This is a genomic window from Streptomyces sp. NPDC006458, from assembly GCF_040612135.1.
Lineage (GTDB): Bacteria > Actinomycetota > Actinomycetes > Streptomycetales > Streptomycetaceae > Streptomyces.
In genome coordinates, this window is the sequence record NZ_JBEXPR010000009.1 from 196,158 (window position 1) to 211,710 (window position 15,553).

Here is a 15,553-nt window from a genome sequence, read left to right on the forward strand (position 1 = left end):
ACGGTGGGTCGCATGCGTACGTGTTGTATCTATCCTGTCGGCATGACCATGGCCGTGAAGCAACCACCCGCCGCCGAACGCGTCTACAGTCACGTCAAACAGGGCGTCCTCGACCGCCGTTACGAAGGCGGCACGCTGCTCACCGAGGGCGAGCTCGCCGAGGCCGTGGGGGTGTCCCGCACCCCGGTGCGCGAGGCGCTGCTGCGCCTGGAGGCCGAAGGGCTGATCAAGCTCTACCCGAAGAAGGGCGCCCTGGTGCTGCCCGTCTCCGCGCAGGAGATCGCGGACGTGGTCGAGACCCGGCTGCTCGTCGAGGAGCACGCCGCGCGCAAGGCCGTCCCCGCGCCCGCCGGGCTCGTCGAGCGCCTGGAGGAACTGCTGGAACGGCAGAAGCGGCAGGCCGCCGAGGGCGACCTGGCCGCCGTCGCGGTCACCGACCGCTGCTTCCACGCCGAGATCGTCCGCAGTGGCGGCAACGAGATCCTCTCCCGCCTCTACGACCAGCTGCGTGACCGGCAGCTGCGCATGGGCGTGGCCGTGATGCACTCCCACCCCGACCGCATCGCCAAGAACATCACCGAGCACCAGGAGATCCTCGACGCGCTGCGCGCCGGGGACGCGGAGGCCGCTGTCGAGCGGGTCCACCGGCACGTCGGCTGGTTCTCCCTCCTGGCCCGGGGAGAGGTGCGATGAGCGCCGTCGCACCCGCACTGCCGGGCGACCCTCCCCCGAAGGGGGCACCCCCAGGCGGGCGGCGCGCGGTCGCCGTCTGGGGCGTCGGCGTCTGCGTCTACTTCGTCGCCGTCATCTTCCGTACGTCGCTGGGGGTCGCGGGCCTCGACGCGGCCGACCGCTTCGACGTGAACGCCTCGGCCCTGTCGACCTTCTCCATCCTCCAGCTGCTGGTCTACGCCGGGATGCAGATACCCGTCGGGCTGCTCGTGGACCGGCTCGGCACCAAGAAGGTGCTCGGCCTCGGCGTGATCCTGTTCACGGCGGGGCAGCTGGGCTTCGCCTTCTCCCCCTCGTACGGGACGGCGCTGGCCTCGCGGGCGCTGCTCGGGTGCGGGGACGCGATGACGTTCATCAGCGTGCTGCGGCTCGGCACGCGGTGGTTCCCCGCGCGGCGCGGGCCGCTGATCGCGCAGCTCGCGGGGCTGGTGGGGATGGCGGGCAACCTCGTCTCCACGCTGGTGCTGGCCCGGCTGCTGCACGGGGTCGGCTGGACGGCCGCGTTCGCCGGCAGCGCGGTGGCGGGGCTGGTGGTCTTCGTGCTGTTGCTGCTGTTCCTGCGGGACTACCCCGAGGGGCACGAGCCGGAGCCGCTGTCGCATCAGGGGACCGCGTATGTGCGCCGGCAGATCGCGGCGTCCTGGCGGGAGCCGGGGACCCGGCTGGGGCTGTGGGTGCACTTCACGACCCAGTTCCCGGCGATGGTGTTCCTGCTGCTGTGGGGGCTGCCGTTCCTGGTCGAGGCGCAGGGGCTCAGCCGGGGGACGGCGGGGGCGCTGCTGACGCTCGTCGTGCTGTCCAACATGGCGGTGGGGCTCGTCTACGGCCAGATCGTCGCGCGGCATCACGGGGCGCGGCTGCCGTTGGCGCTCGGGACCGTGGCGGCGACGGCGCTGCTGTGGGCGGTCACGCTGTACTGGCCCGGGGAGACGGCGCCGATGTGGCTGCTCGTCGTGCTGTGCGCGGTGCTGGGGGCGTGTGGGCCGGCGTCGATGCTCGGGTTCGACTTCGCGCGGCCGGCGAATCCGCCCGAGCGGCAGGGGACGGCCTCCGGCATCACCAATATGGGGGGCTTCGTCGCCTCCATGACGACGCTGTTCGCGGTGGGGGTGTTGCTGGACGCGACGGGGGACGACTATCGGGTCGCCTTCTCCGTGGTGTTCCTTCTCCAGGGGTTCGGTGTCGCGCAGATACTGCGGTTGCGCAGGCGCGCGGCTCGGCGGGAGCGGGAGCGGCTGGTCGCGAGCAGGGTGTCCTCGGTGCACGTCCCTGTGTGAAGCGAGGGCACGTTCTCGCCCGGCCACCGGGGGCTCCGCCCCCGGACCCCCGGGCCCTTGCCCGCCCACCAGCCGGAACGGGACGTCAGGTGGTGCTCCGAAAAACACCGCGGCCGAGGCGCCGTCGTCCTCGACCGGGCCCGGCCGGTGTTACTTCGTCACCGTGAAGTTCGCCAGGATCGCCTTGGTCAGCTCCGGGTCGCCCTCCGCCTTGACGCGGTCGGCGGCGGACTCGGGGGTCACGCGGCCGCAGGCGAGGCGGACATAGGTCTCCCAGTCGAGGGTGAAGGCGGCGGCGGGGCCGAGGGCGGGGGCGGTTTCGAGCGTGCCGCGGCCCTGGATGTCGACGCGGATGGTGCGCAGGAACTCGACGGGGCCATGCACGTCGAAGACGACGGCCGAGCTGCGCGGGGCGTTCGCGCGGGTGGCGACGACGGCGGGGAGGAGATCCAGCAGCAGGTCACGGGCGATATGGGCGCCGGGGGAGTCGAGGTTGCCGGGGCGGCCGAGGGCGGTGCGCAGATCCTGCTCGTGCACCCACATCTCGAAGGCGTGGCCGCGCATGGCCTCCTCCAGCGTCAAATCGGCGGCGAGCGGGCCGCGGACCTTGGTGCCGGGGTCACGGGACTCGTTGCGCAGCTGGCGGTTGCGGCGGATGACCGTGTACTCCAGCTCGGCGGTCATCTCCGGCGAGGTGTGGTGACGGCGGACGTCGACCTGCATCTCCATGTACCGCTGGTGCTCGTTGGTGACGTGGAACAGGTCGCGCGGGAGGGTGTGGATCGGGCGCGGGTCGCCGAGCATCTCGGAGTCCAGGCCGATGACATGGGAGACGATGTCGCGCACGGACCAGGCCGGGCACGGGGTGCGGCGGTTCCAGTCGGCCTCCACCAGCCCCTGCACGAGCTCGGATATCGCGTCGATGGAATGGGTCCAGGCGTCGGCGTAGGGCTGGAGGGTGGGATGCAGACTCACGGAACGGGACCCCTCGGCGGTCGGAGCACGGGCAGGTTCTGGCGGCGTTGCCAGTGGGAGGTGGCGGCTGTCGGCGGGTGTCTTGAGACGTTAAGTTACGCTGCTGCGAGGCACCCCGGCAGTGCTTTCGTGTGACGATCGTAGGCCCGAGTGGACAACTCGAATGCCAGGACGGTGGTACTGTGCGCGCTTCCCTTCTCCAGATCGCCGTAGACGAGGGCGAATCGGTCGCCTCCCGCCGGGAGCGGGTCGCCGCGCTCGTGCGGGAACAGGCCGGGGCGGACCTCGTCGTGCTGCCGGAGCTGTGGACCACCGGGGCCTTCGCCTACGAGGAGTTCGGGCGCGAGGCCGAGCCGCTGCACGGCCCGACGTACGAGGCCATGGCCAAGGCGGCGAGCGACGCGGGCGTGTGGCTGCACGCCGGGTCCTTTCCCGAACGCGGCATCCGCGCCGACGGCTCGGCCGAGGGTGAGGGGCCGCTCTACAACACCTCGCTCGTGTTCGCCCCGACCGGCGACCTGGCCGCCGTGTACCGCAAGATCCACCGCTTCGGCTTCGACAAGGGCGAGGCCGTGCTGATGAGCGCGGGCAGCGAACTGGTGACGGTCCGTCTGCCCGAGACGACCCTCGGGGTGGCGACCTGCTACGACCTCCGCTTCCCCGAACTCTTCCGCGGGCTCGTCGACGCCGGCGCCGAGACGCTGGTCGTCCCGGCGGGCTGGCCGGAGCGGCGGCGGGCCCACTGGACGCTGCTGGCCCAGGCGCGGGCGGTGGAGAACCAGGCGTTCGTCCTCGCCTGCGGAACGGCCGGGACGCATGCCGGAGTTCCGCAGGCCGGTCACTCGATCGTGGTCGACCCCTGGGGTGAGGTGCTCGCGCAGGCGGGGCCGGACGAGGAGATCCTCACCGTCGACCTCGACCCGTCGAAGGTGGCGGCGACCCGTGCGCAGTTCCCGGCCCTGAAGGACCGCGTCCTCGGCCTGGAGCCGCCCCGCCGCTGAACCCGGCCCGCGCGGACGCGGAGGTCAGTCCCCCCGTTCCTTCTCCGCCAGGTGGATCACGCACACGGCCACCGCGATCAGCAGGGCGGGGTCGGCGTCCTCGCGCACGACGTCCACGCCGTAGGTGTCGCGGACGTGCAGCCACCTGCGGGAGATGACGGCCAGCAGTTCGCCGTCGTACTCGACCGCGAACTCGCGGTCGGCGATCCGGCCGCTGACGTCCAGTTCCGTGGAGCCGTCCGCCAGGGACACGCGGTAGTGGTTGCGCAGCAGGGAGAGCCGTTTGCGGCGGATCGTGGCGAGCGGCTCGCCATCCCGTTCGATCACCATGGTGTCGCGCAGGGCGAACATCTTCTGCCGGATGTCGATCAGCACCCGTCCCTGGGCGTCCTTCACCTCGAAGGTGTCGCGCAGGCGCATCGCCTTGCCGTCGACGAGGAACACCTTGTTGCCGCGGTCGTCCTCGATCCAGTAGTCCTCACCCAAGCCGAGCAGCCGGTCGCGCACGAGAAATCTCATGTCACCACGGGTTCCCCGGCGGCCGGTCCGAAACGCCGTCTGTAGGCCGATGGGCTGAGCCCCGTCCCCCGCCGCACGTGCACCCGCAGGTTCGCGGCCGTTCCGAGACCACTCTCGCGGGCGACGACGTCCAGCCGGTCCTCGCCGCGTTCGATGAGGCGGCAGGCCAGGGTCACTCTCTCCGCCGTCAGCCACGCCAGCGGCGTCGTGCCGAGCTGGGACCGGAAGCGGCGGTGCAGGGTCGCGGGGGAGACCGCGGCGCGGGCGGCCAGGTCCGCCACCGCCAGGGAGTCGGCAAGGCGTTCCTGCGCCCAGGCCAGGAGCGGGGCCAGGGACTCGTCGCGGATCTGCGGGACCGGCCGTTCCACGAACTGGCGCTGGCCGCCGTCCCGGTGGGCGGCGAAGGCCAGCCGCCGGGAGACGGCGTTGGCGATCTCGGCGCCGTGGTCGCGCCGGACGACATACAGCCCGAGGTCGAGCGCGGCGGCGCTGCCCGCGGCGGTGAGGATCTCCCCCTCGTCCACGAAGAGCACGTCGGGCTCCAGCCGCACCCGGGGATGCAGCACGCGGAAGGCGTCGGCCCACATCCAGTGCGTGGTGGCCCGGCGCCCGTCGAGCAGCCCGGCCTCGGCGAGCGCGAAGCTGCCCGTGCAGAAGCTCAGCACGCGCGCCCCGCGCGCGTGGGTGCGGCGGATGGCGTCCAGGACGGCGGGCCCGCGCGGTACGACGTTGTCGGGACGGCCCGGTACGACGAGGGTGTCGGCGGCGTCCACGGCGTCCAGATCCGCGGTGCCGGTCATCGCGAAGAAGCCGTGGTTCATGCGCACACTGCGGGTCGGCGTGCACAGCGTCACCTCGTACAGCGGTCCGGGCAGCCCCAGCTCGGGCCTCGGCAGTCCGAACAGCTCGGTGGCGACGCCCACTTCGAAGGGGTTCGCCCCCTCGTCGACGATCACCGCGACCCGGTGCGGCTGCTGAGAGGATCCTTGCGGCATATGCGATTACTAGTGCCCCGACAGGCAACGTTCGCCCCGTCGCGACGCCCGGCACGCCCTCTCGCCGCACCGGGCACAGACCCAAGTACATCCAGTACGAGGGCCTGCACCCGGCACACCGAGAGCACGCGCCGGACGCCGCTCCTTGACGGGCAAACGCTGCCTGCCGGGGCACTAGCACTCGCGGCGGTCGCGTGCCAGCGGCCAGGATCGAGGCATGACCAACGAACCCGTCGCCCTGGCCGCCGCCCTCGCCTCCTTCAGCCGGCAGTGGAGCCCGCGCATCGTCACCACCGTCAACGACTACGACGTCCGGGTCGCCAAGGTCGAGGGCGAGCACCTGTGGCACGTCCACGACGACACCGACGAGTTCTTCCTCGTCCTGACCGGCGAACTGCACATCGCCCTGCGCGAGGAGACGGGCGAGCGCACGGTGAAGCTCCCGCGAGGGTCCGTCTTCACCGTGCCGCGCGGCACCGAGCACAAGCCCTACGCGCCCGTCCCCACCGAGATCCTCCTGCTGGAGCCCACCGGCACCTCGACGGTCGGCGACCGCCACGAGGAGGTCCCGGACCATGTGGACGAGACGACCGGGCACCGGCTCGGCTGACTCACGCGGCCGGCCGGCTCACACGCCGTAGCCGTCGTGGTAGCCGTCGCGGTGGTGGTGGCGGTGTACGTCGTCGTCGACCACCGGCGTCGCCGGCGGCACCACCACCCGCCTGCGCCGGGCGATGCTGCTGAACGTCGAGACGCCGATCAGGCCCACGGCCATGAGGATGACCCCGACCACGTCGAGGTTCACCCCCTTCATGTCCCAGTCCGTCGCGAACGTGAGAATCGCTCCCACGGCGATCAGGATGATGCAGCCTCCCAGGCCCATCCCAGCCTCCCTCCCAGATATGCCCTGTCTGTTCGAAGGGTCCGGGTACCCGGACCCTTCGTCCGAACACCTGGGAGGGGCGGATCAGCCTTCCAGGAACGCCGTCAGAGCCCGCGTCAGGAGGGAGGGATCCTGTACGCCGCACAGTTCGCGGGCGCTGTGCATGGAGAGGATCGCCACGCCGATGTCGACGGTGTGGATGCCGTGCCGGGCGGCGGTGATCGGGCCGATCGTGGTGCCGCAGGGCATGGAGTTGTGCGAGACGAAGGTCTGGAAGGGCACGCCCGCTCTCTCGCAGGCCGCGGCGAACACCGCGCGGCCCGAACCGTCGGTGGCGTAGCGGTTGTTGACGTTCACCTTGAGGATGGGGCCGCCGTCGACCCGGGGGTGGTGCGTCGGGTCGTGGCGCTCGGCGTAGTTGGGGTGCACGGCGTGGCCCGTGTCGGAGGACAGACAGACGGTGCCGGCGAAGGCACGGGCCCGGTCCTCGTAGGCTCCGCCGCGGGCGAACACCGAGCGCTCCAGGACACCCCCGAGCAGCGGGCCGTCGGCGCCGGTGTCGGACTGGGAGCCGTTCTCCTCGTGGTCGAAGGCGGCCAGCACCGGGACGGAGGTGAGGTCCGCCCCGCTCGCCGCGGCGGCCGTCAGGGACGTGACCCCGGCGTGCACCGACAGCAGGTTGTCCATCCGCGGCCCGGCCAGCAGCTCGCGGTCGCGGCCGAGGTAGGCGGGTGCCTCCACGGAGTGCGTCATCAGGTCCCAGCCCAGGACCTCGCCGGCCGGGATGCCGGACTCCTGCTCCAGGAAGGCGATCAGGTCGCCGTCGCGCACGGAGTCGCCGAGCCCCCACACGGGCTGGAGGTGGCGCTGCTTGTCGAGCTTGAGACCCTCCGAGGACACCGACCGGTCCAGATGGATGGCCAGCTGGGGCACGCGCAGCAGCGGCCGGTCGACGTTGACCAGGCGCGTGGAGCCGTCCCGCAGGGTCAGCCGGCCGGCCAGGCCCAGATCGCGGTCGAGCCAGGAGTTCAGCAGCGGTCCGCCGTAGATCTCCACGGCCACCTGCCGCCAGCCGTGCGCGCCGGCGTCGGGCTGCGGCTTGACCCGCAGGTTGGGCGAGTCGGTGTGCGCGCCGACGATCCGGAACGGCGTGTGGGGCGCAGCTCCTTCGGGGACGTACCAGGCGACTACGGCGCCGCCGCGCGTCACGTACTTGCCGCCGCTCGTGCCGTCCCAGGCGTCCGTCTCCGCGACCTGGCGGAATCCTGCCTTCTCCAGCCGCTCGGCCACGCTCGCCACGGCGTGGTACGGCGTCGGGCTGGCTGTCAGGAAGGACATGAGGTCGTCGGTGTGGCTGCGGTCGCTGCGTGGGGGTTGGGTCATGGGGTTCACCTTAACGACGGACGAGGGCCCGCTCCCGTGCTTGGGGAGCGGGCCCTCGTCGGGGCGTGGACCGGCTGCCGGACGTGTCCGGACAGGTCGGAAAGGCCAGGTGGATCCGGGGGGCGGCCGGTCGGATCAGGCCGGGGTCGCGGCCCGGTCCGACCGATTGCCCCTCGGCCCGGGAACTGCTAGAACGCGGCCTCGTCGAGCTCCATGAGGTCCAGCTCGACGTTCTCGGAGACCTTGCGGGCGAGGGTCACGCCGGGCAGGACGTTGGCCGCGAAGAACTTCGCCGCCGCGATCTTGCCGGTGTAGAACGCCACATCCTTGGCGGACACAGGCTTCGCGGAGGCCGTCTCCAGCTTCTCGGCGGCCACGGCCGCGCCCTTGAGCAGCAGGTAGCCGACGACGACGTCGCCGGAGGCCAGCAGCAGGCGGGTGGTGTTCAGGCCCACCTTGTAGATGTTCTTGACGTCCTGCTCGGTGGCCGCGAGGTCGGTGAGCATCAGGCCGACGATGGCCTCCAGCTCGACGGCAGCCTTGGCCAGGTGCTCGCGGGCGCCGGCCAGCTCGTCGCCGCCGGTGCCGAGCGCCAGGAACTTCTTGATGTCCTCGGCCAGGCTGTTCAGGGCCGCGCCCTGGTTGCGGACGATCTTCCGGAAGAAGAAGTCCTGGCCCTGGATCGCCGTGGTGCCCTCGTAGAGGGTGTCGATCTTGGCGTCCCGGATGTACTGCTCGATCGGGTACTCCTGGAGGAACCCGGAGCCGCCGAAGGTCTGCAGCGACTGGGCGAGCTGCTCGTAGCCCTTCTCGGAGCCGTAGCCCTTGACAATGGGCAGGAGCAGGTCGTTGAGCGCGTGCTCGGTCTTGGCGTCCTCGCCGCTCGCCTCCTTGACCGCGATCGCGTCCTGGACGGAGGCGGTGTAGAGGACGAGGGCGCGCATGCCCTCCGCGTACGCCTTCTGCGTCATCAGCGAGCGGCGCACGTCGGGGTGGTGGGTGATGGTGACCTTGGGCGCGGCCTTGTCCATGAACTGCGCCAGGTCGGGACCCTGGACGCGCTCCTTGGCGTACTCCAGGGCGTTGAGGTAGCCCGTGGAGAGGGTGGAGATCGCCTTCGTGCCGACCATCATGCGGGCGAACTCGATGATGCGGAACATCTGGCGGATGCCGTCGTGCTTGTCGCCGATCAGCCAGCCCTTGGCGGGGTGCCGGTCGCCGAAGGTCATCTCGCAGGTGTTGGAGGCCTTCAGGCCCATCTTGTGCTCGACGTTGGTGGCGTAGGCGCCGTTGCGCTCGCCCAGCTCGCCGGTCTCGAAGTCGAACAGGTACTTCGGGACGAGGAAGAGGGACAGGCCCTTGGTGCCGGGGCCGGCGCCCTCGGGGCGGGCGAGGACGTAGTGGAGGATGTTCTCCTCCATGTCGTGCTCACCGGAGGTGATGAAGCGCTTCACGCCCTCGATGTGCCAGGAGCCGTCCTCCTGCTGCACGGCCTTGGTGCGGCCGGCGCCGACGTCCGAGCCGGCGTCCGGCTCGGTGAGGACCATGGTGGATCCCCAGGTCTTCTCGACGGCGATCCGGGCGATCTTCTTCTGGACCTCGTTGCCCTCCTCGAAGAGGATGTTGGCGAACGCCGGACCGGAGGAGTACATCCACACGGCCGGGTTGGCGCCGAGGATCAGCTCCGCGTACGCCCAGATCAGGGACGGCGGGGCGGTGGTGCCGCCGATCTCCTCGGACAGGCCCAGACGCCAGTACTCCGAGTCCATGAAGGCCTTGTAGCTCTTCTTGAAGGACGGCGGGACCGGCGCGGTGCTGGTCTCCGGGTCGAAGACCGGCGGGTTGCGGTCGGCGTCGGTGAAGGACTCGGCCAGCTCGTTCTCGGCGAGCCGCGTCAGCTCCTCCAGGACGCTCTTGGCGGTGTCGGTGTCCATCTCCTCGAACGGGCCGGTGCCGTACAGCTTGTCGCGCCCGAGCACTTCGAAGAGGTTGAACTCGATGTCGCGGAGATTGGACTTGTAGTGCCCCATGGCGACGGCTCCGTAGAGAGATCGGCGAGGCACTGACTCCTCGCACCTGATTCACGTACCAGCAAGTGTCTACGATGATGCTACCCGCCAGTAATAAGAAGCAACCCCCAGCGGGCCGAGTGTGAGAAGGGTCTACTCGGTACCCTTGCGCCCATGTACGGATACGGCCAGCCGATGGACGGGGGCGCTGCGCAGCAGCAGTACGCCACGCCGCAGCAGCAGATGCCCGGTGGGGCCGGGTACGGCCAGCAGCCGCCGCTGTACCCGGAGCCGTCGCCGCCCTCGCTCGCCGACGCGGTGCGGGCCTTCACCACGGGCCAGCTGGCCGCCGAGGACTTCCAGCAGGTCTTCGCCACCTCGAAGGTCTACTGCCCGCGCGGCGACAACCCCGGCTTCCTCGCCCTGCACAACACCCAGCAGCCGGTGATCCCCATGTTCACCTCGCTGAAGGAACTGCGCCGGTACGCGGGCAAGGAGTCCAAGTACTTCGTCATCACCGGCTCCGAGGTGATCGACCTGCTCCCCACCGGCTACGGCTTCGTCCTCGACATGGAGGGCGAGCACCGGATGGTGTTCGACGCCAAGGCCGTGGAGCAGATGGTCGAGTTCGCCATGCGCAGGATGTACGGCTGACGGCAGGCGTCCGCCGCCCTGCCGGCCGACCTCATGTAGTACCGCCCCTGTCGGGCGTCCCACGGCCCGTGCCCCCGCGTTCTCCCTACATTCCCAGTGAATGAGCATGTGGGACAGCGCACTTCCTGGGGACCTCGATGGCGGCTGCACGGAACGTACTGATCACCGGAGGCTCGGCCGGCATAGGCCGGGCGTGTGTGGAACGGTTCGCCAGAGCCGGTGACCACGTCTGGTTCACCTACCACTCGGGGCACGCCCGCGCGGCGGAACTCGTCGCCCGGCTCGCCCGGACGGGTGCCCGCCCGGTGCGGGCCTTCGCCTTCCGGCAGGGCGAGTGGGACGACCACCAGCGGCTGCTGGCCGAGCTGCCCGGCCCGGTCGACGTGCTGGTCAACAACGCGGCGGTCGGCTCCCGGACCGTCGAGACCTACGTCCCCGGGCCCGACCACGTCAGGGACGCGGCGTTCCTCCAGATCAACGCCGTCGGCCCGCTCTGGCTCGTCCAGCAGGTGCTGCCGGGCATGCTGGAGCGCGGCGGCGGCAAGGTCGTCAACGTCTCCAGCGTCGGCGGCGGGGTGGCGCCCTTCCCCGGCTTCCGGCTCGCCGACGGCATGAGCAAGGCCGCGCTGGCCTATCTCACCCGGCATCTGGCCGCCGAGCTGGCCCACGCGAGCGTGGACGTCGTCGCCGTCTGCCCCGGGGCCGTGGAGACGGCGATGTTCGAGGCCAGCACCCTCGCGGGCCTCAGCGTCGAGCGCCGCGCCGCCGTCGAGGCCGCGCTGCCCCGCGGGCGGCTGATCAGCCCCGAGGAGATCGCCGAGCTGGTCTGGTGGGTGGCGGGCGCCGGGTCCGGGGTGCTGCACGGGGCGGTGATCGACGCGTCGATGGGCCTGGGCGCCCATCCCGGGCTGCTCACGGGCCCGGGGGTGCTGGACCACGGCCCCGCGTGGCCGACACCCGCCGCCGGGTCCGCCGGGCAGGCCGTGGGCGCCCCGCCCGTGGCGCCGGTCTCCCCCGACCCCGCCGGAGCGCCACGATGACCCCGCCCTCCCGGCAGGCCGCCCGCCTGCTCTCCAGCAGCCCGGCCATCGCCGAGGCGCACTTCCGGGCCGAGGCGTACCCCTACGACGCCCGGCTGCGCCCCGACGGCTGGCTCAACCTCGGCACCGCGGAGAACCGGCTGCTCACCGATCTGCACACCGGGTACCGGCCGCCGCCGCTCGACGACGCGAGCACCCGCTACGCGCCCCTGTACGGCACCCGGGAGCTGCGCGAACGGATCGCGGCCCACCTCGGCGACGGCATCGACCCGGAGGACCTGGTCGTCGTCGCCGGGGCGACGGCCGCGCTGGACGTCGTCGCCACCGCGCTGTGCGACCCCGGCGACGGGATCGTCGTACCGACGCCGTACTACGGGGCGTTCGACACCGACCTCGCGGGCCGTTCCGGCGCCGTGCTGCTGCCCGCGCTGCCGGACCCGGCCGACGGGCACGGGCTGTCCCCGGAGTCGGTGTGCCGGGTGCTGTACGCGGCCCGGCGCGCGGGCACGGCCGTCCGGGCGATCGCGCTGGCCTCGCCCGCCAACCCCACCGGACGCGTTCACCCGCCCGCCCTGCTGGCGGAGCTGGCCGGCCTCGCGGCCGAGTACGACGTGGACCTGATCGCCGACGAGATCTACGCGGGGTCGGTGTTCGACGGCCCCTTCGTCAGCCTGCGTACCTTCCCCGAGGCGCGGGTGCACACCGTCTGGGGCTTCGCCAAGGACTTCGCGCTGCCCGGCCTGAAGGCGGGCGTGCTGCACACCCGGGACCCGGAGCTGCGGGAGGCCGCGCGGGCCCTCGCCTACTTCGCCCCGCTGTCCACCCACACCCAGGCCGTCCTCGCCGACCTGCTCGCCGACCCCGGCCGGGTCGCCGCGTTCCTCGCCGAGAACCGCCGCCGCCTCGCCGTCTCGCACGACGCGGCGGCCGGGCTGCTCACCGCGTACGGCATCCCGCACGCCCCCGCGCAGGCGGGCTGCTCCCTCTGGGCCGACCTGGGCGCCTGGCTGCCCGGCCCCGGCTTCGAGGGGGAGCGGGAGCTGTGGCGGGAGATCCTCGACCGCACCCGCGTCAGCGTCCTGCCCGGCGAGGCCTTCCACGCCCCGCGGCCGGGCTGGTTCCGCGTCTGCCACACCCTCGACGGCGCCGTCGTCGCCGAGGCCCTGACCCGGCTCGGCCGGTTCCTCGAATCGAAGGGAGGTGCCCGTGGCGAGGGACGTGACCGCGTCGCCGGGTCCGCTCGACCGCTGGTATGAGCAGGCGGGCGTACGTACCGGAGTACGCCGGATGTTCCACGAGGAGGCCGAGCACGGCAAGGTCTTCTTCCCTGTCGAACTGGTGCCCTACACCGGCCACGAGGCCGTACGGCTGCTGCCGCCGGAGCGGGTGCGGGAGCTGACGGTGCGGCACCTGTACCAGTTCCTGCTGTCGACCACCCATCTGGAGACGAGGGTCGTCAACGTGGCCGCCGAGCCGGTCGCCAACGGCCGGGCCGGCCTCGACCTGCCCGCCGCGGTGCGCCTGGACGCCTTCAAGGTCTACTGCGACGAGGGTTACCACGCCCTGTACAGCCTCGACCTCGCCGACCAGATCGCGGGCGTCACCGGCATCGCGGTGCCCGACTGGGACTACGGCGGGTTCGTGCAGCGGCTGCGGGAGACCGGGCACGAGCTGCTGCCCGGGGCGCCGCAGCTGGCCGAACTGCTCCAGGCGGTGGTGTTCGAGACGCTGATCACCGCCGTGCTGAACGAGGTGCCGGGGGACCGGACCGTCGCCGCGCCGGTGCGCGATCTGCTGCGCGACCACGCCCGGGACGAGGGCCGCCACCACCGGTTCTTCTCCCTGTTCTTCAAGGAGCTGTGGGTCCGCCTCTCCCCGAGCGACCGGGCGCGGGCCGCCCGCGCCCTGCCCGCCCTGATCCGGGCCGCCCTGACCTGGGACCTCGCCCCGGTGCACGCCTCGCTGCGGCTGGCCGGGCTGGACGCGGACACCGCGCGGCAGGTGGTGGCCGACACCTACGGCGGCGGGCCCGGGGACCGGCGGCTGAACGAGATGGCCCGCGCCCTGCTGCGGCTGTGCGCCGCGGTGGGCGTCTTCGAACTGCCCGGCGTCCGCGAGCACTTCGCGGCCCACGGCCTGGGCGACGGAAGCGACGCCGGACACGAGGAGCACGCATGAACCAGTCGACCGCGACCCTGACCTACGCCGAGTACCTGCGCCTGCCCGGTCTGCTCACCCAGCAGAGCCCGCGCGGGGGCGGCGCGGCCCATGACGAGGAGCTGTTCATCGTCGTGCACCAGGTGCACGAGCTGTGGTTCAAGCTGCTGCTGGCCGAGCTGACCGACGCCCGCGACCGGATGCTCGCGGGCGAGACGGCCGTACCGGCGCGCAGGCTGCACCGCTGCCGGGAGATCGAGGGCGCGCTGGTGGCGGCGCTGGGGCTGCTGGATACGATGGAGCCCGCGGACTTCCGGGCCTTCCGGGGCGCGCTCGGCACGGCCAGCGGGGCCCAGTCGGCGCAGTTCCACGAGATCGAGGCGCTGTCGGGCCGTACGGACGGGGTCCTGGAGGACGGCGGGGCCTGGCTGACCACCGCCGAGCGGGCGCGCGTGGACCGGCGGATGCTGGAACCGACGCTGTGGGAGGCGTTTCTCGCCGTTCTGCGCGCCCGCGGGTTCGCCTGCGCCAGCCGTACGGAACGCAGAGCCGCCTACGACGAGATCGTGCGCGGCGACACGGCCGCGGGGGAGCTGATGGTGGCGCTGCTGGCGTACGACCGGGGCTGGGCGCGGTGGCGGGAGCGGCATGTGGCGGTGGTGCAGCGGCAGATCGGCGGCGCGCGGGGGAGCGGCGGCAGCACGGGCGCGGCCTATCTGCGGGCCCGCGCGTCCTACCGGTTCTTCCCCGAACTGTGGGAGGCGCGCGGGCGGAGCTGAGCGTCGTCGAGTGGCCTGATCCGGTGCCCGGAGGGAATTCCCTCCGGGCATTCTTCGTTGCGAGGTGGCGGGAAGTTCAACAGTCAACTAAAATCGGAGCACAAGGAGGTACCAACATGCCTGCAGTGACCGTCGAGAACCCGCTGCTTCTGCCCCGCGTGGCCGCGCCGGGCCAAGCCGTGGCACGTCCCGTGCTCGCCGTCACCACCGCGCCGAGCGGCTTCGAGGGCGAGGGCTTCCCGGTGCGCCGAGCGTTCGCCGGGATCAACTACCGGCATCTGGACCCGTTCATCATGATGGACCAGATGGGTGAGGTGGACTACGCGCCGGGCGAGCCCAAGGGCACCCCCTGGCACCCGCACCGCGGCTTCGAGACCGTCACCTACATCATCGACGGCATCTTCGACCACCAGGACAGCCAGGGCGGCGGCGGCACGATCACCAACGGCGACACCCAGTGGATGACGGCCGGCTCGGGTCTGCTCCACATCGAGGCGCCGCCGGAGCACCTGGTGATGTCGGGCGGCCTCTTCCACGGACTCCAGCTGTGGGTGAACCTGCCGGCCGGCGACAAGATGATGGCTCCGCGCTACCAGGACATCCGCGGCGGCAGCGTCCAGCTGCTCACCTCCCCCGACGGCGGCGCACTGCTGCGCGTCATCGCCGGCGAGCTGGACGGCCACGCCGGTCCGGGCGTCACCCACACGCCGATCACCATGCTCCACGCCACGCTGGCGCCGGGCGCGGAGATCACCCTGCCCTGGCGCGAGGACTTCAACGCGCTGGCCTATGTGCTCGCCGGCCGCGGCACCGTCGGCACCGACCGCCGCCCGGTCCACCTGGGCCAGACCGCCGTGTTCGGCTCCGGCTCCTCGCTGACCGTCCGCGCCGACGACAAGCAGGACTCCCACACCCCGGACCTGGAGGTCGTCCTGCTGGGCGGCAGGCCGATCCGTGAGCCCATGGCCCACTACGGCCCGTTCGTGATGAACACCCAGGAAGAACTCGTCCAGGCCTTCGAGGACTTCCAGAAGGGCCGCCTCGGCACCATCCCGGTCGTCCACGGCATGGACGAGAAGGGCCCCGAGGGCGCCTGACCGGCCGACGGGAACCACCAGGCACCGGTGCCTGACGTCTCGTCAAGCCCCT

General features: G+C 71.9%; 16 protein-coding genes. 10 read left to right on the top strand and 6 right to left on the bottom strand.

What is annotated here, in order from left to right; all coding sequences use genetic code 11:
- Window positions 1–42 precede the first annotated feature (42 nt).
- Both ABZZ79_RS14870 and ABZZ79_RS14875 read left to right on the top strand, forming a co-directional pair.
- Window positions 43–693 (top strand): GntR family transcriptional regulator, encoded by a 651-nt coding sequence (locus tag ABZZ79_RS14870; RefSeq protein WP_356689323.1) that lies wholly within the window; start codon window positions 43–45, stop codon window positions 691–693.
- Window positions 690–2,009: an MFS transporter gene (locus tag ABZZ79_RS14875; RefSeq protein WP_356689324.1), complete on the top strand. Its 1,320-nt coding sequence runs from the start codon at window positions 690–692 to the stop codon at window positions 2,007–2,009. The genes ABZZ79_RS14870 and ABZZ79_RS14875 overlap by 4 nt, the downstream gene beginning before the upstream one ends.
- Window positions 2,010–2,159: 150 nt before the next feature.
- Here the strand turns inward: ABZZ79_RS14875 and ABZZ79_RS14880 are convergent, their stop codons facing one another.
- Window positions 2,160–2,984, bottom strand: a complete 825-nt coding sequence (locus ABZZ79_RS14880; protein WP_356689325.1) for a maleylpyruvate isomerase family mycothiol-dependent enzyme — start codon at window positions 2,982–2,984, stop codon at window positions 2,160–2,162.
- A gap of 182 nt (window positions 2,985–3,166) precedes the next feature.
- Here ABZZ79_RS14880 and ABZZ79_RS14885 point away from each other — a divergent pair, with 182 nt between their 5' ends.
- Window positions 3,167–3,985 (top strand): carbon-nitrogen family hydrolase, encoded by an 819-nt coding sequence (locus ABZZ79_RS14885; protein WP_356689326.1) that lies wholly within the window; start codon window positions 3,167–3,169, stop codon window positions 3,983–3,985.
- A gap of 24 nt (window positions 3,986–4,009) precedes the next feature.
- On the opposite strand, the gene ABZZ79_RS14890 is transcribed toward ABZZ79_RS14885, so the two are convergent.
- Complete coding sequence (locus tag ABZZ79_RS14890; protein WP_356689327.1) at window positions 4,010–4,504, bottom strand: LURP-one-related family protein; 495 nt, start codon at window positions 4,502–4,504, stop codon at window positions 4,010–4,012.
- Complete coding sequence (locus tag ABZZ79_RS14895) at window positions 4,501–5,499, bottom strand: helix-turn-helix domain-containing protein (protein WP_356689328.1); 999 nt, start codon at window positions 5,497–5,499, stop codon at window positions 4,501–4,503. Before ABZZ79_RS14895 ends, ABZZ79_RS14890 begins: the two co-directional genes overlap by 4 nt.
- Before the next feature lie 217 nt (window positions 5,500–5,716).
- On the opposite strand from ABZZ79_RS14895, the gene ABZZ79_RS14900 reads away from it, so the two are divergent.
- Complete coding sequence (locus tag ABZZ79_RS14900; protein ID WP_356689329.1) at window positions 5,717–6,109, top strand: cupin domain-containing protein; 393 nt, start codon at window positions 5,717–5,719, stop codon at window positions 6,107–6,109.
- Between the two features lie 18 nt (window positions 6,110–6,127).
- On the opposite strand, the gene ABZZ79_RS14905 is transcribed toward ABZZ79_RS14900, so the two are convergent.
- The 3 genes from ABZZ79_RS14905 to ABZZ79_RS14915 form a co-directional block, all read right to left on the bottom strand.
- Window positions 6,128–6,382, bottom strand: coding sequence for a DUF6458 family protein (locus ABZZ79_RS14905; protein ID WP_356689330.1), 255 nt, complete (start codon window positions 6,380–6,382; stop codon window positions 6,128–6,130).
- An 84-nt stretch (window positions 6,383–6,466) separates the two neighbouring features.
- The gene (locus tag ABZZ79_RS14910) at window positions 6,467–7,765 is read right to left on the bottom strand and encodes a M18 family aminopeptidase (protein ID WP_356689331.1); all 1,299 of its coding nucleotides are present in this window, start codon (window positions 7,763–7,765) and stop codon (window positions 6,467–6,469) included.
- Between the two features lie 188 nt (window positions 7,766–7,953).
- Window positions 7,954–9,795: an acyl-CoA dehydrogenase gene (locus ABZZ79_RS14915; protein WP_356689332.1), complete on the bottom strand. Its 1,842-nt coding sequence runs from the start codon at window positions 9,793–9,795 to the stop codon at window positions 7,954–7,956.
- A 153-nt stretch (window positions 9,796–9,948) separates the two neighbouring features.
- Here ABZZ79_RS14915 and ABZZ79_RS14920 point away from each other — a divergent pair, with 153 nt between their 5' ends.
- The 6 genes from ABZZ79_RS14920 to ABZZ79_RS14945 all read left to right on the top strand — a co-directional run bounded on the left by ABZZ79_RS14920 (window position 9,949) and on the right by ABZZ79_RS14945 (window position 15,501).
- Window positions 9,949–10,428, top strand: a complete 480-nt coding sequence (locus tag ABZZ79_RS14920; RefSeq protein ID WP_356689333.1) for an SseB family protein — start codon at window positions 9,949–9,951, stop codon at window positions 10,426–10,428.
- Window positions 10,429–10,565: 137 nt separating this feature from the next.
- Complete coding sequence (locus ABZZ79_RS14925) at window positions 10,566–11,468, top strand: SDR family oxidoreductase (protein WP_356689334.1); 903 nt, start codon at window positions 10,566–10,568, stop codon at window positions 11,466–11,468.
- The gene (locus ABZZ79_RS14930; protein ID WP_356689335.1) at window positions 11,465–12,724 is read left to right on the top strand and encodes an aminotransferase class I/II-fold pyridoxal phosphate-dependent enzyme; all 1,260 of its coding nucleotides are present in this window, start codon (window positions 11,465–11,467) and stop codon (window positions 12,722–12,724) included. Before ABZZ79_RS14925 ends, ABZZ79_RS14930 begins: the two co-directional genes overlap by 4 nt.
- A complete protein-coding gene (locus ABZZ79_RS14935) occupies window positions 12,675–13,646 on the top strand; it encodes a diiron oxygenase (RefSeq protein ID WP_356689336.1) in 972 nt (323 codons plus the stop codon). The genes ABZZ79_RS14930 and ABZZ79_RS14935 overlap by 50 nt, the downstream gene beginning before the upstream one ends.
- Window positions 13,643–14,404 (top strand): tryptophan 2,3-dioxygenase family protein, encoded by a 762-nt coding sequence (locus ABZZ79_RS14940; protein ID WP_356689337.1) that lies wholly within the window; start codon window positions 13,643–13,645, stop codon window positions 14,402–14,404. Before ABZZ79_RS14935 ends, ABZZ79_RS14940 begins: the two co-directional genes overlap by 4 nt.
- Before the next feature lie 116 nt (window positions 14,405–14,520).
- A complete protein-coding gene (locus tag ABZZ79_RS14945; RefSeq protein ID WP_356689338.1) occupies window positions 14,521–15,501 on the top strand; it encodes a pirin family protein in 981 nt (326 codons plus the stop codon).
- Window positions 15,502–15,553: the final 52 nt, after the last annotated feature.

Excerpts from the sequence above, each read along its gene's own strand:
- ABZZ79_RS14910 (WP_356689331.1), bottom strand. The coding sequence starts at position 7,765 with ATGACCCAACCCCCACGCAGCGACCGCAGCCACACCGACGACCTCATG.
- ABZZ79_RS14915 (WP_356689332.1), bottom strand. The coding sequence starts at position 9,795 with ATGGGGCACTACAAGTCCAATCTCCGCGACATCGAGTTCAACCTCTTC.
- ABZZ79_RS14945 (WP_356689338.1), top strand. The coding sequence starts at position 14,521 with ATGCCTGCAGTGACCGTCGAGAACCCGCTGCTTCTGCCCCGCGTGGCC.
- ABZZ79_RS14900 (WP_356689329.1), top strand. The coding sequence starts at position 5,717 with ATGACCAACGAACCCGTCGCCCTGGCCGCCGCCCTCGCCTCCTTCAGC.
- ABZZ79_RS14930 (WP_356689335.1), top strand. The coding sequence starts at position 11,465 with ATGACCCCGCCCTCCCGGCAGGCCGCCCGCCTGCTCTCCAGCAGCCCG.
- ABZZ79_RS14890 (WP_356689327.1), bottom strand. The coding sequence starts at position 4,504 with ATGAGATTTCTCGTGCGCGACCGGCTGCTCGGCTTGGGTGAGGACTAC.
- ABZZ79_RS14920 (WP_356689333.1), top strand. The coding sequence starts at position 9,949 with ATGTACGGATACGGCCAGCCGATGGACGGGGGCGCTGCGCAGCAGCAG.
- ABZZ79_RS14870 (WP_356689323.1), top strand. The coding sequence starts at position 43 with ATGACCATGGCCGTGAAGCAACCACCCGCCGCCGAACGCGTCTACAGT.
- ABZZ79_RS14925 (WP_356689334.1), top strand. The coding sequence starts at position 10,566 with ATGGCGGCTGCACGGAACGTACTGATCACCGGAGGCTCGGCCGGCATA.
- ABZZ79_RS14895 (WP_356689328.1), bottom strand. The coding sequence starts at position 5,499 with ATGCCGCAAGGATCCTCTCAGCAGCCGCACCGGGTCGCGGTGATCGTC.
- ABZZ79_RS14940 (WP_356689337.1), top strand. The coding sequence starts at position 13,643 with ATGAACCAGTCGACCGCGACCCTGACCTACGCCGAGTACCTGCGCCTG.
- ABZZ79_RS14875 (WP_356689324.1), top strand. The coding sequence starts at position 690 with ATGAGCGCCGTCGCACCCGCACTGCCGGGCGACCCTCCCCCGAAGGGG.
- ABZZ79_RS14905 (WP_356689330.1), bottom strand. The coding sequence starts at position 6,382 with ATGGGCCTGGGAGGCTGCATCATCCTGATCGCCGTGGGAGCGATTCTC.